The sequence below is a fragment of the Parabacteroides sp. ASF519 genome (genome assembly GCF_000364265.2).
Lineage (GTDB): Bacteria > Bacteroidota > Bacteroidia > Bacteroidales > Tannerellaceae > Parabacteroides > Parabacteroides goldsteinii.
Map to the genome: position 1 here is coordinate 2,792,203 of NZ_AQFV02000006.1, position 22,240 is coordinate 2,814,442.

A 22,240-nucleotide genomic window follows, 5' to 3' on the forward strand; every position below is an offset into this window, starting at 1 on the left:
TCAATGATCTGTTCGTTGTATAGTTATATAATCAGTATGCAAAGATAATCAGTAAATGAATGGGATGATCCGTTTCCGGCTGCCGACTTCTTTCCCGAACATGGCTTTATATTTATGCCAGATCGTATTGGCACGGGGTACGAGGTTGGCGAATGTCCACCAGGCAAACAGGGCGCCGCTGGCACTCCAGGTCAGGATGGCGAAACCACACCATTCCACCAGTTCGCCGAAATAGTTGGCGGAAGTAACGTAGTTGAACATACCTCCTTTGGGCAGGTAGTGGTTGGTATCACCCGGTTTACGGAGATGGCGGACGATGTAATCCGATTGCCAGTTGATCCACATGCCGGCAAAGAACAGGATTGTTCCGGTGATGAACTGCGGTGTAGTCAGCCATTGGATAGAATACATATTTTCGGGGGAGAGGTAGAATATCCACATACCTTGTATATAGCCATTCAGCAGGTTGAATACGATCCCCATCGTCATAATACCGGCGGGCATCTTGCTTTTCCCCTTGATAAGCAATGGAAAGATGAAGGCCCGTTGGAAATAATGCAGTTCAAAGAACAGGAAAAAGAGTAGGGGGACTGTTTCGAATTGTCGTTCCGATCCTGCCCACAGGACGAGCATTACGATGAAGACAGGGGCTTCCATACATACCCAGGCTATTTTGTTGGGGATGGGCACGCCCCATTTTTGGTTGAATAACATGCCGTAGCCGGCTTCTACGAAATAAAGGGTAACAAAAACAATGGCGGCGATGACCGCCATTATGATAAGTAATATTAAAAAATCTTCTTGTGTCATTTCTTCTTGATATACTATGCCTCTTTGTGTGAGGCTTTATAGAGGTCGTATCTGTCGAATACGGCCTGTTTTAATTCCTCAAAAGTGCAATCCAGCGCACGGCTGGAAATACAAATAGGTGATCCGTAGTATTGAAGCCGTAGTTCCAGCGAGCGCTTCTTACTACGTGTGGGCTCCCTGTCAATATATTCGTTCGGGTTCCTGACCTTCAGTACGATATATTTACGTTTCAGGTTGCTAATATCGTCCATTATTTTGATACTTTCAACATCTTTCCATAAAATTGTTCCGATCCGGTTACCGGTCGAAATGTCGTTAATCCCTTCTTCAGAGATATAGATGGCTTTGAAACTTTCCCGGGTCAGAAAGGAATAACTGATGAAACAGAAGAAAGTGGTGAGCAACGCGAATACTCCGATAGCGATGAAAACAAAACGGCCTTCACCGTATTGGAGTCCGTTGGCTGCGTACAAGGCTCCGGTACCGATCAGGGCAGAGAGGATTGTTGTCAGAAACAGTCCTCTCTTTTTATGCCTGCTCAATTTGAATGTGGTTACAGAAGGTGTTTCCATACCTTATCAAATTGATTTCTCGATATTCCATACGAATGCACGTAATCCCTGGGCTTCTGTCTGTAAATCCATCTTATGCAGCAGGTCAAGGAAAGGGTCTACCTTTTCGTCCGGGACCATTGCCAGTATGGCAGAATTGAGGGTAGGCCAGGCGTGGCTGCCGTAATGGGGCTCGCCGTTCTTGCTGCCACGTCCCTGCACTTCTTCCCAGTAGGTGAAACCGCGGATATTATTACGGTCCATGATACTGAGGATCATTTCGTAATAGGCCTGATTGAATGATATGAATATAGCTTTCATTGTTCTTTATATTTTAATGTTATATCCGGAAGCGGGTGGTTCCCGGTACTGGGAAGAGATCGTTCCCAATGCTGGAAATACCTTCTTCCTGGTACTGGGAAGTCCCACTTCCCGGTTTGTCTGTTTTATAATTGTTCCAGCTGGTTCAGTTTAGCGATTTTGCGGCGGCGGCGTTTCACCCCGTTCCCGGCAAATGTACAATAGACAACCGGCACGATAACCAGCGTGATCAGGGTCGAAACGGCAAGCCCCCAGGCAACCGTCATACCCATCGAACGCCACATTTCGGAACCTTCACCTGTACCGACCGCCATCGGGATCATACCCAGCACAGTGGTCAGTGTGGTCATCAATACCGGACGGAGACGGGATTTACCGGCTGTAACAGCAGCTGTCAGGATACTCATTCCACGTTCGCGACAAAGGATGGTGTAGTCGATCAGCACGATACCGTTCTTTACCACGATACCCATCAACATGATCACACCGATCAATGCCATTACACCCAGCGGCGTTTGTGTGATAGACAATCCCAGGACAACCCCGGTAAAGGCGAACGGGATAGAGAACATAATCACAAACGGGTCGGTCAGCGACTCGAACTGGGCGGCCATCACGATGAATACGAGGATGATAATCAATACCATCAATATACCCAGATCGGCGAATGTATCCTGCTGGTCTTCGAAAGTACCACCCAACTGCCAGCTAATTTCAGACGGAATATCCATCTTTTTCAGTTCGGCACGGGTTTGTTCTACCAGGTCACTCAATGCGGCACCCTGGGCTACAACGGCCGAAACGGTAATGATACGTTCGCGGTTCTTACGCTCGATAGTCGGCGGGGTCATACGTTCTACAACTTTACCCACGTCGCGGATACGAACGCCTTGTCCGGCACTGTTGTAGATGATGATATTTTCGATGTCTTCTACCGACTGGCGGAATTCCGGGGCATAACGTACCTTTATATCATATTCGTCGCCATCTTCACGATATTTTGAAGCGGTGGAGCCGTTGATACGGTTACGAAGATACGTGGAGGCCGTAGTTACATTCAGGCCGTTCATCGCCAGCTTTTCGCGGTCGAAGTCTACCTGATATTCCGGGATATAATCTTTACGACTGATGTTCACCTGCGAACAACCTTTCAGGGTTTCGAGGCGGCGGGCCAGTTCGGCAGCTACGATATCGGTCTTTTCGAAGTCGAAACCATAGATTTCCACATCGACGGTCGTTTCGCCACCTGCACCGCCGGAAGAACCACCGGCCAGTACTTTATATTCCTTGATTTCCGAATATTGAGCCAGGTCTTTACGCATCAGGTCGCAAATCTCGATCAATCCGCGTTCGCGGTCTCCCACGCTGCTTAACCCGACATTCATTTCGATGATGTGCGAACCGTTGTCGCTAAGTTGTGCGAAGGTATTGTCGGTGTCAGCCTGTCCTTCGCTGAAGTTCAATACATCTATTTCCGGATACTTTTCGCGGAACTGTTTGTCGATGCGCAAAGCCAGATCGCGGGTGATTTCCTGACGGGTACCGATCGGCAGTTCGATCGTGATACCGACGCGGCCGTTGTCCTGTGTCGGGAAAAACTCCGTTTTGACGGTCGGAACCAGCATCATGCTCCCTGCGAATATCAGCATGGCACCGAAGATGACTGTTTTACGATGGCGTACGGCCCAACTCAGAAAGCGTGCGTAAGCTACATCGAGCGCATTCAATGCTTTCTCGATCGGAGTGAAGAATAGCACGTACAAACGACCTTTCTTCGGATCGAGGCGCAGCAACTGTGAACAAAGCATCGGAGTCAGCGTCAAAGCGCCTACTGTCGATACGATCATAATGATACTAACGATCCAACCCAACTGTTTGAACAGGATACCCGCCATACCGGTTACCATCGTCAACGGCAGGAACACGGCCAGCATGGTCAGCGTAGAAGCGATAACGGAGATGGCTACCTCATTGGTCGCATGTACGGCGGCCTGCTTCGGCTTGCTACCCCGCTCGATATGGGTCGTTACGTTTTCTAATACAACGATCGCATCATCCACCACCATACCGATGGCGATAGAAAGCGAACTCAGTGAGATAATATTCAGCGTATTTCCTGAAGCCAGCAGATAAGCGAAGGCGGCTATCAGAGAAATCGGGATTGTCAGGATAATGATGAACGTCGCTCTCCAGCGTCCGAGGAAGATGAATACCACGAACATTACGACAATGAAGGTGATCATGATCGTTTCTTTCAAACTGTCGATCGTGTTCAAAATGTTGGTGGATGTATCCACGATCACACCTAATTTTACATCGGAAGGCAGGCTGGCCTGTATTTCGGGTAACTTATCGTGTACCTTTTTGGCGATGTTCACCGAATTGGCGCCCGACTGTTTCTGGATAACGATCATACCGCCGCGGCCGCCGTTGTTGAAGGTTTCCTGTGCACGTTCTTCCACGTAGTCTTTTACGTCCGCTACGTCGCGCAGATAAACATTCCTGCCGTTGCTGCTTCCTACTACGAGGTCGAGCATCTGGCGGGCATCGGTGAATTCACCTTGTACACGCAGTGTGTAGGTATTCGAACCGATATCGATGCTACCGCCCGGGGTATTCCGGTTTTCCTGTGCGATGATATTTGAAATCCCTTCGATTGTCAGGCCATAGGCTTCCAACTTGTAAGGATCGCAATACACTTGCACTTCACGGACAGGGGCTCCTGAGATGGATACGGCACCTACGCCGCTGATACGGGCCAACGGGTTGGATACTTTATCATCCAGAATCTTGTAAAGGGCGTTGGTACTTTCCTCTGCTGTCACGGATAGCAACAGGATAGGAATGTCGTCGGTACCGAACTTGAAGATGATAGGATTTTCCACATCATCGGGAAGGGACGACTCCACGACGTCCAACTTGTCGCGAACGTCGTTGGTTGCCACGTCTATATCGGTCCCGTATTCGAATTCGAGAGTTACGATAGAGATGTTTTCTCTGGATTGCGAAGTGATATGTTTCAGGTCACTCACACTATTCAGTACGTTCTCCAACGGTTTGGAGACGTTCATTTCAATATCACTGGCACTGGCACCGGGATAGGCCGTCATGACCATGATCATGTTGGTTTCAATCTCCGGGAACAGGTCGACTGATAATCGGGTTAAGGAAAAAAGACCCATGATCACCACAGCCACGAACACGAGGGCGGTGGTCACCGGTTTTTTTACCGCTGTTGCATATAAGCTCATATACTTTTATTTCTTACTTGTCAATTTCAACTTCCATTCCATTAGTCAAACGGTTCTGACCGGTAATTACCACGTGGTCTCCGTTTTCTACGCCTGATACGATTTCGTATTTGTTACCCATACGACGTCCCAATTCTACCTTTTGATAGGATACTTTTCCGTTTTTGTACACATAGATGTAGCGGTCGCCTGATCCGGATTGTTTAACAATCGCCTGATCCGGAGCAACAACGTGGTTGAGTGTACCGAAGTTCATGGTTGCACGGGCGAACATTCCCGGGCGGACGCGCTCATCAGTGTTGACAATCTTGATCTCAACAGGGAAGGTGCGGGTTGAAGCGTCGATGGTCGGATAGACCAGGCTTACTTTGCCTTTGAATACTTCGTCACCGTATACATCGAGTTTGATGTCCACTTCGTTTCCTTTTTTTACATCTGTAAAATAGCTTTCGGATACGTTTACAAATAGTTTGACCGGACGGATTTGTTCAACCGTATAGATCGGTTCTCCACCGCTGTACATATCGCCGCTGTCATAATTACGGGCAGTGATGATACCGCTTATCGGGCTTAACAGCTGTGTGTTCTCCTGCAAGTTCTTATAGCTGGCACGGCTTACGTCCAACTGAGTTTTCTGGGCATCCCAGGCCGATTTGGAGGCACCGCCTACTTTATAAAGTTCGTCGATACGGTTGAACTCGATTTCCTGGTTGTCCAGTTGGATCTTTGCCTGTTGCAGGTTTGTTTCGTCCATTTTGACAAGTACCTGACCCTCTTTTACATGATCGCCAACTTCGGCAAACAGCTTCGCAATACGAACCGGCGACTGAGGTGCGATATTATTCTTTATATTGGCCTCTACTGTTGCAGTAAAATCTGCTATCTGGTCTACATCCTGAGAGGATACCTGCTCTATCTTCACTTTTACTTTTTCATCATGGGTATCTGTCGCTGCGTCCTTCTTTTCACCCGAACATGACATCAGCAGGGCTAATGTAATAAGTGGGATAACTTTCAGCATTTCACGTGTTTTCATATTGTAAACTGTTTTTATTTTTGTACTCATACTTGTTTCTTAATACGTTTCTTGACCTAAGACTTTTTCCATATCCGATTTGGCAACCATATAATTGTAGATGGACTGGTTAAGATTCAATTTCGCTTGTGTCAGCGCCAGTTCTGCATCATTCATTTCAAGCAATGTACCGCCGCCGGTGTCGTAACGTTTCTGGGCAATCTTATAGCCTCTGTTGGCTTGTTCGACTCCCTTTTGGGCGGCATCGAATTGTTTTACACAGGTTTTCATGTTATCCAGATACTGTTTTACAGCCAATTGCAGATTGCGTTTCGTGTCTTCTCGTTGCAGATCCATTTGGTGGATAGATACTTGCGTCTGTTTGATAGTATGATATTTACTACCTCCGGAGAAGATCGGAATTGAAAGCGATACCCCTATGATCGAATAGGGAGTCCAGTTGTAATTCTTAAATTTGAAATCGTTGTTCATGGCATTCCACTGATACATGCCTGTCAGTGATAACGTCGGCAGATAATCGAATTTCTGCATGAGCAATGTTTTCTTCAATTGTTGTGCCTGCAGATCGATCTGTTTCAAATCAGAGTTGGCAGTCAGTGTCGTGTCTGTTGCTATATAATCGGCAAAAAGGACCGATTCGAAATCGGCTAATTGCCCTGTACAATCGATCTCCTGCTCCAGGTCCATTCCCATAAGAGCTTTCAACTGCCACTTGGCCAGTACCAGCGAGTTTTCAGCCTGAAGCATATTCGGTTCGCTGTTCTTGACTGTAACGTCTGCACGGATCAGGTCATATTCGGCCACTGTTCCCTGTTCATACTTCTTCTTAATATCCAGGTAGTTTTCCATGGCATTATCGTAGCTTTCCTTGAAAACCCGGTAAGAATCGTTTGCCAGTAACACGGCATAGAAGCTCTTCTTAACCTGATTTACCATAGATATTTTGGAAGATCGTGCCTGTTCGATAGATAATTCCACATCTAATGCTGAGATGCTGAGGCTTTTCCATAATGTTGCGTTCACAAGCGGCATGGATGCGTTGAAACCGGTAGTCCAGTTGTTATCACGGCCCACTTCGATACCTTTGCTCATATCGATACTTTCCATACCGGCTGATCCTCCGGCTCCTCCTGTTTCTCCTGAACCTTCACCACTGCCCATATCGAAACCGTCCATATACATTACCTGTTTTTTCAATGTCCTGGTGTAGTCAGCTGTAAAACTGACCTGAGGGAACAGAGCAGCATAGGAACCTTTCTGTGCATACTTTTTCTTTTCGATTTCCTTGTCTGCGACTTTCACGGTCGGGTTTTCACTCAGCGCAATCTCCAGTGCTTTTTCCAGGTCGAGCGTCAGGACTTCCTGTGCTTTGACGGTGGAAAAGAATAGAGAAGGTAGCAACATCACAACCATCCACATCCTCTTTTTGCTAATAAATACTCGTTCCATTTAAATAGATTTGATTTGAATATAATTCTGTATTATTCCTTTCTTGACAACATATCGTACGAATGTTTCAAGGCGTAACGCTCTAAAATCACCATACCTTTCTCTGTGCAGATACCCCGGAGAAAAGTAAACAGTACCGTCTGGAATACTTCTGTCACCGAATGGTTTACAAACGCTTTTGACGGTTGGATCATTTTCAGTTGTTCTTTTGCCAGCAAAGCCAATATCTCGATATTCAGGTCTTTCTGGAAAACACCCTCTTTTCCGCCGCGGTTCAGGAGCTTGATGCATCTTGTTGTAAAATCGGCTTTGTCTTTTTCTGCCTGTTCCACTGCTTTGGGATAGCGTTTCAGATCATCGTAATATCTTTTGATATACCAGCGGGGATGTTTCATGAATTCTTCGTAAAAAAGGACGAAAACGTCAAGAGCCGTAAACGGTCCTTTTTCCAGTTCACTAAGTATTTTCCGCATAGTGTTGTTGTGGTACTTTATCGCTTCCTGCAATAAAGTCTCCTTATCTTCGAAGAATTCATAAATCGTTCGCTTTGAAATACCTGTATTCCGGGCAATATCGTCCATGCTCACACTTTTTATTCCGTATTGTGAGAACATATCCAATGCCGTCGTCATTACTTGTTCCTTTGTCATATATATTTTTTTGAATCATCTGTACTATGCTCGGTGACAAAGGTCTGTCTATTTTAGAAAACTCAAAAGGTTTATTCTGTTACAGGATTGGTCTGAAACGAAAGATGCTTTTAAAAAACAAAGTCTTTTAGGTGGAGAAGATGTCTATATTGGTAAAAAATGAAACATATCTCTTGTGAAATTATAAACAATACTTATCTTTGTGGTGACTATAATGATGAGTAAAATATAAAATTATGGAGAATCTTCCTTTAATAAAGTTTGCGGAATTGAATAAAGGTATCATCATCCGCGACAGCTTCCAGGATATTTTTTTGATCGCAGATATTGACGGACACAGTGAATTGGACGATCAGGATGTACAAGATCATACGATGCCGATGCGGTTGGATGCATTGTTGATGGTATTGGTGTTGGAAGGCTCTTCGGAAATAGCCCTCGACTATGTTCCTTATACTATTGGAGCGAATAGTTTTACTATCATTATGCCGACGCATACGATACAGCTTAACAAGGTCAGCAAAGGATTTAAAGGAAAGTTACTGGTTATTTCACGTGAGTTTCTGGATGAATGCAACACGGCCAAGCGCAGTCCTTCGATGGCTAATTATATGCAGCTAAGGAAGAATCCATGTACGACTTTTGAAGCCCAGGAGACAGAGCTGGTAGATAATTACATAGAATTGTTGAGAAGTAAAATAAAGAACCGGACGCATTTTTTTCAGAAAGAGGTAATGCAGAATGCGTTTGTCGGGTTTCTGCTGGAAATAGCTAATATTTTCATGGGAAAGAAGGATGGTTTGCTGATGCCTGCCCTTTCCCGAAAGGAGGAACTGTTTGAGCAGTTCCTTCAATTGTTGTTCGAACATTGCAAAGAGCAGCATGTAGTTACATTCTATGCGGAAAAACTGTTTATAACTCCGCAATATTTGTCCTTGATATTAAAGGAACTGACCGGAAAATCTGCTAATAAGTGGATTGACGATGCGTTGATCGTCGAAGCAAAGATCCTGCTGAAAGCCCCGCAGGCGACCGTGCAACAGGTAGCCGATATGCTGCATTTTTCCGATCAGTCTACATTTGGAAAATTCTTTAAGAAGCATATGGGTATTTCCCCGATGGAATACCGCAAATCCTGATTCTTTTCATCTTTGGCGGAATTTATACCAGTTGATTAATTCTATTATACCATAGAAAATGCTGGCAACGCCAAAGATCACAAATGTATTAGCGGCGGCCCCGAACGGATAGGCAATGATCATGATGCCTGTCAGTAAGATCAGGGCCGGCATTACATAGAAGCCGAACGGCACCATACTCCATTTGCGGGCTGAAACAAGCATCGCGATTTGCTGGACTCCGGCAATTACTAATAAGGCTCCCAGGATATACATTAATATATTAACAAAAAATTCCGGCATGATAACAAGCCATGCCCCAAACAAAATGCTTCCGGCTCCGTCTATCGGAAACATGGGGGAGGGTTCCCCTTCTACCTTTTCCCGGGTGAAATAATTCAGTAGAGAAAATATACCAGGTATAATAAAGCAGATACCGATAGTAATAACCAGATAGGTGACAGCTGCTTCCGGCCATAAGACCAGTACGAATCCTAAAATCATGGCAAACGCACTGCGTAAGACTGAGTTGTTAATTCTTTTCATATGGATATTCTTTTGTCTTTCTTTATATATAACAACGAAGATACGTTATTTTCTTTATTATATGGAAAAATCCTGTATTTATAATGCTAAAAAACGGGAGTAAAGGGTTCCGTACAGTTTGTTCCTTATTTATAAAAGTATCATATATTATGATATTATAATCGCATATATTATGAGAATGTTATATCATAATATATGAGAAAGTTGTATTGTTATATATGATATTGTCATAATGTTGTAATGAAAATCTATAGGGATGTAAGTGTTTGAGTAATGTAATATGTAGTAAAATATAGTTAAATGATAATTTATGTTTGTTTGTTAAATAAATAATACATTAATTTGTCAGACAAATAGGATTAATAGTATTATAAACCTCAAATTAATATATATGGACAAACTAAAAATATACAATCAATCTGTAACTCTGGTGGATCAGGTAGAAGATAAGTTGCTTAATTACTTTAAGAACAATGATTTGCGTACAGGTGATCCGATCCCTAACGAATTAGAGTTGGCGGCTACTTTAGGTGTAGCCCGTAATGTGTTGAGAGAGGCACTCAGTCGTCTGAAAATGATGGGTATGATTGAATCACGCACACGGCGTGGGATGATTTTAACAGAACCTTCCATATTGGGAGGAATGAAACGGGTCGTCGATCCTCGTATTTTAAGTGAAGAATCTTTGTTTGATATATTGGGTTTTAGAATAGCTTTGGAAATAGGTATTTGTAGTGACCTTTTCAGAAATATAACTTCTGAAGATATAGCCGAGCTTGAAGAGATCGTGAAGATGGGAGTAATGTTTGAAAATAATGAATATGCACCGGTCAGCGAATTTACTTTTCATGCAAAACTTTATGAGATAACAGGAAATAGAACTATTTCTGAATTTCAGGGAATTATTCACCCTGTGATGGTCTTTGTAAAAGATAAATTCAAAGACCTGTTAGAGCCGATCAATATAGAGATGAAGGAAAAAGGAGAGATTGTGACTCATGAAGATCTGCTTGAGTTTATAAAGAAAAAAGATGAAGAAGGTTTCCGTAGGGCGTTGGAGAAACATTTTGCCGTGTATAAAATATTTATGAATAATAGAGTATAGCATTTGAAAAACAACCTTGGAATGATCTACGATACTATAAAAAAACTCATTTTCTTTTTATTTTGCTTGTCTGTTTCTCATCAGGTTTTGGCATTATCCCCTCTATCCCGTGATAAGATAGAATGGAGTAACTCTTTGTGCCTTCCTGCTGTCGATAATGAACCCAATATCGGAGTGGCAGGTGCTTTTTCCGGCTTTATTGGAAATACGTTAGTCATTGCAGGCGGTGCTAATTTTCCGGAAGCGATGCCCTGGGAGGGAGGAACGAAGGAATGGTGGAATACCATCTATTATATTGATGCAAAAGATTCATCTGCTACATGGGAAATAGCAGAAGAGGTCTTACCAGACTCCCGGGCTTATGGTGTGTCTGTCGAGTTACCGGGAGGTTTGCTGTGCATCGGTGGATGTGATTCCATTCAGTGTTATAAGGATGTTTTTCTTATCCGGAAAAAGAACCGGCAAATAGAATTGTCATTATCCTGGCCTGCGTTGCCTGTCCCTTTGGCAAATGCGACCGGTGCCCTTTTAAATAACTGTATCTATGTGGCAGGGGGACAAGTCAGTATGAAAGAACAGGCTGCAACCGGCCATTTTTATAAATTAGATCTTTCAGACCTGAAAAAAGGATGGCAGGAACTTGCTACATGGCCGGGAGAGCCTAGAGGTTACGCTGTATCTGCCGTACAGAGTGATGGGTTTGATAAATGTTTTTATCTGTTCAGCGGCAGAAACTACCAGGCAGACGGAACAGTGAAAGTGCTGACTGACGGATTCGTTTATAATCCGCGGATGAAAAGCTGGAAGAAATTAGACCGGCAGTTTCCTGTGATGGCTGGGACCGCTTTGCCAACCGGGATTAATCATATCCTATTGTTTGGCGGTGTTCCGCAATTGATTCCCGGTTCTGCCGATCATCCCGGTTTTGATAACACGGTAAGGCTGTATCATACGATCACAAATACATTGGTAGAAAGAGAAATATCTCCTTATATTCTTCCGGTAACGACCAGTATTGCAAAAAAAGATAACGCTTTTTATATTACAAGCGGTGAAGTGAAACCGGGAATTCGTACACCTGAAATAGTACAAGGGGAAATTATCCCGTTTGAGAAAAAGCTGGGATTTTTGAATATTGCAGTGATCGGTATCTATTTTGCATTGTTGGCATGGATCGGTTACTATTTTTCAAAGAGGCAGAAAAATACGGAAGATTATTTTAAAGGAGGGGGACGATTGCCTTGGTGGGCGGTGGGATTGAGTATTTTCGGTACTAGTCTGAGTGCGATAACATTTATGTCGATACCGGCAAAAGCCTATGCTTCCGATTGGAGTTATATGCTGGTTAATGTCGGTATATTAATGGTCGTACCGGTGATACTCTATTTGTTCATTCCCTTTTATCGTAAACTGAATGTTACGACAGCGTATGAATATTTGGAATTACGTTTTAATTCGTTGATCCGGGTAATTTGTAGCCTTGCTTTCATTTTGTTTCAGGTCGGTCGAATGGGGATTGTCATGTATCTTCCTGCAATAGCATTGAATGTGATAACCGGTTTCAATATATTTTTATGTATTGGTTTGATGGGTGTTTTAAGTCTGATTTATACGATGATAGGCGGCATCGAAGCGGTGGTCTGGACAGACGCTTTGCAGGTGGTGATCCTGTTGGGAGGGGCGATATTGGTTGTGATTGTGGCGGTATTTAATATCCCGGAAGGATTTTCCGGTATTGTCCGTGAAGCCGCTGTCGATAGCAAATTCTCTCTGGGTAGTTTTGATTTCAATTTGAAACAATCTACATTATGGACGGTTTTGATTGCTACATTTTTTACAAACCTGACGACTTATGGTACCGATCAAACGATGGTTCAGCGTTATATGACAACCGGAACGGAAAAGCAGGCCCGGAAAAGTGTATTGACAAATGCCGTATTGACTATTCCTGCCACATTGCTGTTTTTCTTTGTCGGGACGGTATTATATGTTTATTATAAACACAACCCGCTAGAACTCAGCATAACTGTTTCTGACGGAGATGCGATTCTCCCCTGGTATATTTATTCCGAGTTACCGCAGGGAGTGGTCGGTCTGTTGATTTCCGGGATTTTAGCTGCTGCCATGTCAACATTGAGCAGTAGCATGAATTCAGCAGCGACAGCCTATGTGACCGACATTCATTCAAAAATAAATCACCACAAGGTCGATTTGAAGGTGGCTAAGATTGCTACGATGTTATTGGGAGCGGCCGGAATTTTTTTCGCTTACCTGATGGCTACCTGGGATATTAACTCGTTATGGGATGAATTCAATAAAATACTGGGAATCATTTTGGGCAGTCTGGGAGGATTGTTCTTGCTCGGAATGATTACACGAAGAGCTAATGCGACAGGGGCTTTGTGTGGTATCATTGGAAGTATTATGGTGCAGTTGACAATGATACATTTTCAGACCGTTCATCTCTTATTATATACAACAACCGGTTTTGTCTCCTGTTTCGTTATAGGCTATCTGGTCAGTTGTTTGTTCCCGGGTGATAGGAAAAATATAGATCATCTGACAATCTATAAAGTATTATCCAAATAAAAAACAAAAGCAAATGAAAAATTATCAACGTCTGAAAGGACTGATTGCCGCATCTTTTACTCCGATGGATGCGGAAGGAAAGGTTAATCTGCCTGTGATCGGTAAGTATGCCGATCTGATGGCAAAGTCAGGAATGACTGGAGTGTTTGTTTGCGGTACGACCGGTGAATCGCTGTCGTTGACCGTGGAAGAGCGGAAAAATATCCTGGAACAATGGGTGAAATCTGCCGATGGCCGGTTTAAGGTTATAGCCCATGTCGGGAGCGATTCCCTCTTTGAATCGATGGATTTGGCGAAACATGCTTATGGATCGGGAGCAGATGCGATTGCGGCAATGGCACCTTGTTTCTTCAAACCGGCTACGGTTAAAGAGCTGATCGCCTTTTTTGCCCCGATAGCAAAAAGTGCCGGAGAGCTTCCTTTTTACTATTACAATATGCCTTCGATGACGGGAGTATCGTTGCCGGTGGCAGAGTTTTTGGTAGAAGGAAAAAAGAGTATACCCAATTTAGCCGGAACAAAATTTACCCATAACAACCTGATGGAAATGGGTGAATGCCTGGCATTAAATAATGGAGAGTTTGAAGTTCTGCACGGATATGACGAAATTCTGATTTCCGGACTGGTGTTCGGTGCTGAAGCAGGGGTAGGCAGTACCTACAACTATTTGTCGGATGTGTATCTTGGAATTATGAAAGCAATGGAGTCTGGCGATCTGGAGACTGCCAGAAAATTGCAGATGAGATCGATAGAAGTAGTAAAAATAATTATTAAATACGGAGGAGGTGTAAGAGGAGGAAAAGCTATTATGAATTTGATCGGCATTGACTGTGGAAGCTGCCGGTTACCCATCGCCCCATTCAGCGATGAGGAATATAAAACACTAAAAGAAGACTTGATGAAAATCAGCTTCTTTGACAAAAAATAAAAAAAAGAAAAGGGGCAGATAAACTTTGGCCGGCTTATAACCCCTGATCTTACTTTAAAATATTCTTTAAAAGCAATACAAAGATGAGAAAATTAGATGGATTTAAATGCCTTTTTATTGTTTTGTTGACAATTTTTGGGACGATTAGTTCTGTAGTTGCACAACAAAGCAGTTTACAGACAGAAATGGAAATCAGTGGCATAGTGAAAGATGCAACAGGTGAGCCTGTTTTAGGAGCGGCTATTATTGTCAAAAATACTACAATTGGTACGACAACAGACCTGAATGGTAAATTCACACTCAGAGTGCCGAAAAAATCACAACTGGACGTTTCTTTTATTGGTATGACAACCGCGGAGGTGAAAGTAACGGATAAAACTTTTTACGAAATTATATTGAAAGACGAGTCTTTTGCACTGGATGAAGTCGTCGCTATTGGTTATGGAACCCAATCCAGAGCCACAGTAACTTCCGGCGTCGTTTCCGTAAAGAAAGGAGAGTTGCTGAGTTCCGTCTCTGCATCTCCACTAAATAATTTGCAAGGGAAAGTGGCAGGTCTGGATATCCGTCAGACGACCGGTCAGCCGGGGGCGCAACCTGTTGTCCTGATCCGTGGCGGTTCGACAGATCCTTCCAAGGATACTCCGCTGTTCGTTATAGACGGTGTCTTACGCGACAATATGAACGGTATCAACCAGGAAGATATCGAGTCAATGGAGGTTCTTAAAGATGCGGCGTCAGCAGCAATCTACGGAGCAAAGGCGGCGAATGGTATTATTCTGATAACTACAAAACAAGGCTCTTCAAAAGATGGAAAAGCGACAATTAACGCCTCTTATCGGTTGGGAATAGAACGTATTCGTACACATTATCCGTTTTCAAACGCAGAGGATTATTTATATGCTTCCCGTCTGGCAGGAGCGAGGGGAATAAACGATGCAAACGTGACCGGCCGCCTGGAAGGTGGAGCCTATCCGTATTCAACAGGGAATATAAATTATAAAAATGGTTCGTTGACCGGTTACGGATATTCCCGCTTTACGACAGAATACATGGATGACCTGGTCAATAATATGGGACAATCTTATGTCGATGACCTGCTAGGTAATCAGGGATATCAGACAATGAAAGACCCTTATTCAGGTAAAACCCTTATTTTTAAAGATAATAACTATCAGAAAGATGTACTTTTCCAAACGGGACTGACGCATAATTATGATGTGAATGCTTCCGGAGGGAATGATCGTGCGAACTATTACGTCAGTTTAGGTTACATCGATGCCGAGGGTATGGTTCTGGGAACAGGATATGACCGGTTTAGCCTGACCGCTAACGGTAATTATAAGTTGCAGGATCATATAAGCCTGTCGGTCGGCCTCAAACATTCAACAATAGCCAATAAATCGACAGACCCTGAAAATTCAGGGACCAGCACTCTGGACCGTTCTTCCCGCTATCCGACAACTTTCCGTTTGTATTATGATGACGGGACACCGGGTATCGGCGAATCCGGCGGTTCTCCGCGAAACCGTTTGCATGAACTGTATTATCAGGATATTACAGATAAAGCCTATCGTAATACATTCCAGCTGGGATTGGATTGGGAAATCATTGAGGGACTGCATTTCAAACCGTCGGCATCTTATTATATGCAGGAAAACATTTATCGTTTTTTTGAAAAATACAATGATTTCAACAAAGGGCGCAAAACCTTGGAGAGACATGACCAACGCAAACAAATCATGGCAGATGCCGTATTCACTTATGACAAGAAATTTAAGAAGAATACGATTAACGCACTGTTGGGTATGAATTACACGAAGAATGATAATTATTTTCTGAAAGGAACAGGCTCGGAAGCTCCGACCGATTATATCCCGACACTTGCCCCGACGAAACCGACAGAACAACGGACAACATCTACGCTGGAAAAAGAAATACTTGTCGGTTTCTTTACCCGTGTGAATTATGATTACGACCGCCGTTATCTGCTGACTGCCTCTTTACGTTACGACGGAGCCTCTCAGTTTGCTGAAGATCATAAGTTTGCTTTGTTCCCCGCATTCTCCGGCGGCTGGAATATGCATTATGAAGAGTGGTTCCCGAAACAAATTGCCAGCCGTTTAAAACTGAGAGCCAGTTGGGGCCAGACCGGTAATAACAAACTGTCATATTCAAATACACAGGGTGAATATGCCTCTTATTTGTATGGCGGGAATCCGGGTGTCCTGAATAGTGTTCTGGCGAATAACAGCCTGGTTTGGGAAACTACCTCGAATGTGGATTATGGTTTCGATACCGGATTTCTGAACAATCGTATCGAGTTTTCTTTTACCGGCTATAACAAGCTGACTTCCGACCGGTTGTATGATAAATCGCTCCCTGCCCAGACCGGATTTAGTTCTATAAAGGCTAATTTGGGTGTTGTACAGAACAAGGGTATTGAACTGTCATTGACTGCCCGTCCATTGTCCGGAGGTCCTGTCAGTTGGGATATTACAGCTACTTTTGCCATGAACCGTACTTATATGAAAGAACTTCCTGATAACGGACGCGATAAGAATCGTGTACAGGGTGGTCTGATCTGGGATACGAAGAGCGGAACATATATTGAAGCCGGAGGCCTGGCTGAAGGAGAACGGATCGGCGGACGTTGGGGATATAAATACCTGGGTGTTTATGATACCGATGAGGCGGCTGCACTGGCTCCTGAAGATACAAAAGTCTCCGGTTCTAAAATAGGCAAAAACAAAGTAGCCGGTGATGCCATATGGGCCGATATGGATGGAAACGGAGTTATCGACGATAAGGATATCGTGTTTATCGGTTGGGCTAACCCGGACAAAAAGGGAGCATTGATAAACACATTGGGTTATAAAGGGTTTACGTTCCGTTTTGTGGTCGATTATGCCTTGGGCCATTCGATAGCAAATGTGTGGAGATGCCGTGCCAACGCCAATGCCCGTAATGCGATTGTTACGACAACCGACGTAACGAACGGTAATATCTGGTGGAGTCAGGGAGATGCCGCCACTGCTAAATATCCTCGTTACGATGTGGCTTCTGACTGGGATAACGGATATCGTAACCACATGCGTACCATCGCTTATGCCGGTATGAACAGTAATGGAAACGCAGATAATACGGCGTATTACTCTAAAGGTGATTACCTCTGTTTCCGTGAAATCTCATTAAGCTACGACCTGCCTCGTTCTATTTGCTCCAAATTGAAAATGCAGGGGATATCCCTGACTGCCGGTGCAAATAACCTGGGTTATATCACTGCTTTTGACGGTTTGAACCCGGAACAGTATGACGGACAGGAAACAGGTGAGTATTTTATTCCGATACAATTCAATTTCGGTGCAAGATTAACTTTTTAAATTGGTATGAAAATGAAAAAGATATGGATATTTTTATGGATTGTGTGTTGTGCTTTATATAGTAGTTGCAGTTTGCTGGAAGTGGAACCTGTCTCTACAATTACATCACAGTCATTCTGGAAAAACTCCGGAGATGCGAAAGCATATCTGACAGGTATATATAATAAAGTACGCGCGTTAAATAATACTTCTTTATATGGAGAAGACAGGGGAGATGCCTTTAAAGTGGGAGAGATCGGACCTTCCACAAATGCATGGGCTCAAAATCTGCTTGAAAACAATGCCCCTTCTTACCGGGATGCCTATAACATTATACATCATACCAATCTTCTGTTGTACAAGATTGACGGTTTGAGTTTTACAAATGAAGCGGATAAAAACAGAATCAAAGCGGAAACTTATTATTTGCGTGCCCAGACATATTTCTTTTTAGTACGTATATGGGGAGATGTGCCTATTCTGCTGGATCCTGTTCTTTCTGATAAGATCGAACTGAAACCCCGTTCCCCGAAGGAAGAGGTGATGAAACAAATCTTGTCGGATATCGAACAGTCATTATCTTTGTTTCCGGAGGAAGGTTTTGTAAACAAGAACTATTCATCCAAGCCCGCCGCTTATGCTTTGAAAGCGGATGCACTGCTATGGAAAGCTAAAGTGTTGAGTGGAGGGGACTCCGATCTGAATGAAGCGGTTAATGCAATTAACGAAGTGGAGAAGAGTGGTGTGGAACTTCTTCCTGAGTATGCCTCTGTCTTTAATAATGCAAATAAAAGAAATGCGGAGATTATTTTCTCCCTGTATTTTGAACGTTATGAAACGGGCAATCTTTCCATTGCGACGAATACGACATCGAGAACCGATAACTTGTCGATGGCTGTTAATCTGGATGAGGCGGCAACGTCTCCGAATCAGAGTCGCCATGTGTATGCTCCAAGTGAGAAGACCAGGGTGCTTTATCTGAAGTATCCGGGAGATAAACGTTACCAATCAGCCATGATCGATCTTGTTGATAAGGATGGCAACCTGATTTTGACACAGACCAATAAGTTCAGAGGAAAAGTTTATACGGATGACCGTTATTTTGATGATGATTTGATTGTGTATCGTTGGGGTGATTTACTTTTGTTACGTGCAGAAGCAAATGCCGCGTTGAATAAGATACAGGATGCTTTATCTGACCTGAATGCCGTCAGACAGCGTGCCGGCTTGGATAATTATGCTGGTCCGGCCGACAAGGCGAGTGTGGAGAAGGAACTTTGTGATGAACGTCTGAGAGAGCTCTTTATCGAGCAGAAAAGATGGTTCGATCTGGTTCGTTTCCATTCAGGAGGAGCGATTAATATTTATAATGAAGTACCAAATCTGAATGATAAGCCGGACTTTCCGTTATACTGGCCGATCAATTATAATGATATGGTATTGAATGATCAGTTGAAACAAACTGACGGATATGAATCGGATGTACAAAGATAATTCGCAGGAATAATATCTATTGAATTCTAAAATATATGAAGATGAAAAAGGGTTTATTATTGTTTCAGACGTTATTGCTTGGTTCTGTATTGCCTGTAATGGCACAGCAGGTAAAACCAAATTTACCCTGGGTGGATATCTCTTCTGACAGGGGACGCCAGATCGTCCTCTCAGAAGGAACACCTGAGTTGTATAACGGGCATCCTACCACTGTGATGCTCGATGACAATAAAACGATTTATTGTACATGGAGCTTCGATCACGGAGGTGATGCCGGATTACTGGCAGTCAGTAAAGATTCGGGCTTGACCTGGACCAAACAGGCGGTTCCCGAGGACTGGTCGACTATGCGGAACTGTCCGAGTATATACAACCTGAAGGATAAGAAAGGTAAAGAACGCTTATTTGTCTTTTGCGGCCAGCCGGATATGCCTATGACTTACAGTGAAGACGGCGGAAAAAGCTGGAGTCCGGTCAAGAGGTTGGGTAAACCCTGTGTGATGGCTTTTTCCAGTATTATCCAATTGAAAAATGGAGATTATCTGGGGTTATACCATCGTGGACTGAATGACCAGGACCGTCCCCCGTTGACTTTGTGGCAATCGATATCCCATGATGGCGGTCTGACCTGGGAGGAATCGACTTTAGTAGGAGAGATGGAAGGCCGTGCTCCCTGCGAACCTTGCGTGATCCGTTCGGAAGACGGTAAACGTCTGATTTGCATTGCTCGTGAAAATAAGCGTGTCGGAAACTCTTTAATGATGGTATCGACGGATGAAGGACAAACCTGGAGCGCCTTGCAGGAAACGCCCTGGGGACTGACGGGAGACCGGCATGTCATCAAATATGCTCCCGATGGGCGGTTGGTTGCCGTCTTCCGCGATATGGCGCCCGGCAGTCCGACCAAAGGTCATTTTGTAGCCTGGGTAGGACATGAAAAAGACTTGCGTGAAGGAACTTCCGGCCAATATAAGATCAAACTGCTGCATAGTTATGCCGGTTCGGACTGTGGTTATCCGGGGTTAGAAATATTACCGGACGGGACTATTATAGCAATTACTTATATTAAGATGAGTCCGGGAAAAGCGAAACATTCCATTGTGGAAGTCCGTTTCAAATTGGATGAAACAGACGTGAAACTGTAATAAAAGTGGATGTAAGAAAGAGGAGGTGTCAAAATTTTGAACCCTCCCCTTTCCTGACTCTATCACTCAAAAGGCATCAAAACAGCAGATGTAATCTGATAATCATGTTTTTTTATTCAGTGTTAGGGATGAATTTCAATTTACCATATAACGATCTTTAATGATTTTCAGATACTCTTTTGTTAGCTCAGGGCTTGTTGTATCAGTAATAAATAATAATTTAACACATAAGTCTTTATCAAGGATAAAAAAGTATGGCGTTGTTTCTATTTCATACAAAGGATAATCTTCTTTTTGATGAAAGCTTACTACTTTTTTGCCATAATAATCGTCTTTGAATCGTTGTTCAATATCGGCAATGCATATAATATCCGGATTTGATTCAAAATCAGGAAAAACTTCTTTAATGTGAGCAAATACTCCTTCAACACATGGTCGACACATATTCTGATTCAAGCCTATCACCAATTTGGGCCGATCGGTGATGGATAGGGCAGGGATGAGGGTTTTGTTATCAGAGCCTAAATAGATAGTTGAATTACCTATGTTGCATTGTTCGTATTTGAATCTTGTGACAGTTGTTTCTTTGGATACTTCAAACATGATTTCAATGTTTTCCAAGTGTTCTAATTTCTGTTTTGTGCTATTTAATTTATTTTTATACTGTTGATTCAAAAATAACAAACCGATATTGAATAGCAGAAAACCTGCTAGAGTACATTTTAAAACTATTTGTGTTGATTTATTTTTCATTTGAACCAGTATTTAATTAATATCGGATTTTGTTCCATGTCAGCCTGCAATAATTTTTCAAGAATTTCTTTTTGCTTGTCATCCAGCATTTCTTTTGTAATGCGTTTTTCTAAATCAACCCATTGGATAGGCATCAAGGCATATTCGTCTGTAACTATTATTTCTTCCCCACGATAGGAGTTAAACCATACTTTTTCTTTAAAATCAAGGATATATTTTGTTTTTCCGGTAGATTTGTCATGTATTATATTTGCCCTATGATTTTGATCTTTCCAGAAAAGTGATGCGAATATATATTTATTGTTATGTCTCACAGACTGTATCATATAAGAAAATTGATCAAACATTTCTTTTTTGTTTTTAGCGAAATCTCTTTCTGCTTCTTTTGAAAGAACAGCAGTTCTACCACCATTAGTATATTTCCCAAAATTGAATTGAAAAGCGACTTCAAGCCGTTTCTTTCCCAATTTATAAACAACAGGATGGACAGGTCGGAAAAAGAACCAGTTATCCTGATACTGATAAGGAATATTTGAGTAACTACCAAGAGACATATCCTCTTCAAATTCTTCATGTAACAACTTTTGCTTATCAAGATTAAAATAAATAATCTTTTTAGGTTCAAACATCGAATGAGATACATAGATGGTACTATCTAAAGCAGCCAGCGAGTGTGCGACCTTAAAACCTGGATAATCAATTCGTTTTGTTTCGATAAATTTGCCGGATAAATCGTAAACATGTATTCTTCCATAAGGTTCGAGTATTTCCAGATTACCTGAAAAGGAATTTAAAGTGAAATCCTGGATAAATGAATATTCTCCGGCACCTTGTCCCTTTGTGCCTATTTTAAAAAGAAATTTCCCAGTTTTGTCAAATACAAAAATAAGGCATAGAGGTTTGTCCAATGCATAATAACGATCTTGGTGGACAATTATTTTCGTAATGCCCTTAATAAGAACCTCCGAAGATGTTTCCAATGGAATTAATTCTATAGAACGAAAGTAATTGAATAAAGAGGCTTCCTCCGGTTGATCCAAATCAACGAAAATAGCATCACTAGTTTGTGGCTTAGGGGTACACATAGTAAAGCATATCAAAAAAGACAGTATAAATAGTTTCTTCATTTTTT

General features: G+C 42.8%; 17 protein-coding genes. 7 read left to right on the forward strand and 10 right to left on the reverse strand.

What is annotated here, in order from left to right; genetic code table 11:
* Nucleotides 1-48: 48 nt before the first annotated feature.
* From C825_RS10900 to C825_RS10930, 7 genes are all read right to left on the reverse strand, one after another.
* Nucleotides 49-774, reverse strand: a complete 726-nt coding sequence (locus tag C825_RS10900) for a DUF1295 domain-containing protein (protein WP_010802475.1) — start codon at nucleotides 772-774, stop codon at nucleotides 49-51.
* A gap of 50 nt (nucleotides 775-824) precedes the next feature.
* Nucleotides 825-1,382, reverse strand: a complete 558-nt coding sequence (locus C825_RS10905) for an STM3941 family protein (protein ID WP_010802476.1) — start codon at nucleotides 1,380-1,382, stop codon at nucleotides 825-827.
* 6 nt (nucleotides 1,383-1,388) lie between these two features.
* The gene (locus C825_RS10910) at nucleotides 1,389-1,682 is read right to left on the reverse strand and encodes a PG0541 family transporter-associated protein (RefSeq protein WP_007658818.1); all 294 of its coding nucleotides are present in this window, start codon (nucleotides 1,680-1,682) and stop codon (nucleotides 1,389-1,391) included.
* Between the two features lie 125 nt (nucleotides 1,683-1,807).
* Complete coding sequence (locus C825_RS10915; RefSeq protein ID WP_010802477.1) at nucleotides 1,808-4,933, reverse strand: efflux RND transporter permease subunit; 3,126 nt, start codon at nucleotides 4,931-4,933, stop codon at nucleotides 1,808-1,810.
* Nucleotides 4,934-4,946: 13 nt separating this feature from the next.
* Nucleotides 4,947-5,969: an efflux RND transporter periplasmic adaptor subunit gene (locus tag C825_RS10920; RefSeq protein ID WP_010802478.1), complete on the reverse strand. Its 1,023-nt coding sequence runs from the start codon at nucleotides 5,967-5,969 to the stop codon at nucleotides 4,947-4,949.
* A 39-nt stretch (nucleotides 5,970-6,008) separates the two neighbouring features.
* Nucleotides 6,009-7,418, reverse strand: a complete 1,410-nt coding sequence (locus C825_RS10925) for a TolC family protein (RefSeq protein ID WP_044214748.1) — start codon at nucleotides 7,416-7,418, stop codon at nucleotides 6,009-6,011.
* A gap of 32 nt (nucleotides 7,419-7,450) precedes the next feature.
* Nucleotides 7,451-8,068, reverse strand: coding sequence for a TetR/AcrR family transcriptional regulator (locus C825_RS10930; protein ID WP_007658811.1), 618 nt, complete (start codon nucleotides 8,066-8,068; stop codon nucleotides 7,451-7,453).
* Between the two features lie 236 nt (nucleotides 8,069-8,304).
* Here C825_RS10930 and C825_RS10935 point away from each other — a divergent pair, with 236 nt between their 5' ends.
* Complete coding sequence (locus tag C825_RS10935) at nucleotides 8,305-9,207, forward strand: helix-turn-helix domain-containing protein (protein WP_010802479.1); 903 nt, start codon at nucleotides 8,305-8,307, stop codon at nucleotides 9,205-9,207.
* Nucleotides 9,208-9,213: 6 nt separating this feature from the next.
* Here the strand turns inward: C825_RS10935 and C825_RS10940 are convergent, their stop codons facing one another.
* Nucleotides 9,214-9,732, reverse strand: coding sequence for an HdeD family acid-resistance protein (locus C825_RS10940; RefSeq protein WP_010802480.1), 519 nt, complete (start codon nucleotides 9,730-9,732; stop codon nucleotides 9,214-9,216).
* A 391-nt stretch (nucleotides 9,733-10,123) separates the two neighbouring features.
* Between C825_RS10940 and C825_RS10945 the strand changes: the two genes are divergently transcribed.
* The 6 genes from C825_RS10945 to C825_RS10970 all read left to right on the forward strand — a co-directional run bounded on the left by C825_RS10945 (nucleotide 10,124) and on the right by C825_RS10970 (nucleotide 20,355).
* Entirely contained in the window at nucleotides 10,124-10,837 is a 714-nt protein-coding gene (locus C825_RS10945; protein ID WP_010802481.1) for a FadR/GntR family transcriptional regulator, read from the forward strand.
* 21 nt (nucleotides 10,838-10,858) lie between these two features.
* Nucleotides 10,859-13,426, forward strand: a complete 2,568-nt coding sequence (locus C825_RS10950; protein WP_010802482.1) for a sodium:solute symporter family protein — start codon at nucleotides 10,859-10,861, stop codon at nucleotides 13,424-13,426.
* A 13-nt stretch (nucleotides 13,427-13,439) separates the two neighbouring features.
* Nucleotides 13,440-14,354, forward strand: coding sequence for a dihydrodipicolinate synthase family protein (locus C825_RS10955; protein ID WP_010802483.1), 915 nt, complete (start codon nucleotides 13,440-13,442; stop codon nucleotides 14,352-14,354).
* 83 nt (nucleotides 14,355-14,437) lie between these two features.
* Entirely contained in the window at nucleotides 14,438-17,737 is a 3,300-nt protein-coding gene (locus tag C825_RS10960) for a SusC/RagA family TonB-linked outer membrane protein (RefSeq protein ID WP_010802484.1), read from the forward strand.
* 12 nt (nucleotides 17,738-17,749) lie between these two features.
* Nucleotides 17,750-19,210 carry a RagB/SusD family nutrient uptake outer membrane protein gene (locus tag C825_RS10965; protein WP_010802485.1) on the forward strand — a complete coding sequence of 487 codons (1,461 nt, stop codon included), beginning with the start codon at nucleotides 17,750-17,752 and terminating at the stop codon, nucleotides 19,208-19,210.
* A gap of 41 nt (nucleotides 19,211-19,251) precedes the next feature.
* On the forward strand, nucleotides 19,252-20,355 hold the full coding sequence (locus C825_RS10970) for a sialidase family protein (RefSeq protein WP_007658805.1): 1,104 nt from the start codon (nucleotides 19,252-19,254) through the stop codon (nucleotides 20,353-20,355).
* A 135-nt stretch (nucleotides 20,356-20,490) separates the two neighbouring features.
* Here the strand turns inward: C825_RS10970 and C825_RS10975 are convergent, their stop codons facing one another.
* Nucleotides 20,491-21,108 carry a hypothetical protein gene (locus tag C825_RS10975; protein ID WP_010802486.1) on the reverse strand — a complete coding sequence of 206 codons (618 nt, stop codon included), beginning with the start codon at nucleotides 21,106-21,108 and terminating at the stop codon, nucleotides 20,491-20,493.
* Complete coding sequence (locus C825_RS10980) at nucleotides 21,105-22,235, reverse strand: DUF4934 domain-containing protein (protein WP_010802487.1); 1,131 nt, start codon at nucleotides 22,233-22,235, stop codon at nucleotides 21,105-21,107. The genes C825_RS10975 and C825_RS10980 overlap by 4 nt, the downstream gene beginning before the upstream one ends.
* Nucleotides 22,236-22,240: the final 5 nt, after the last annotated feature.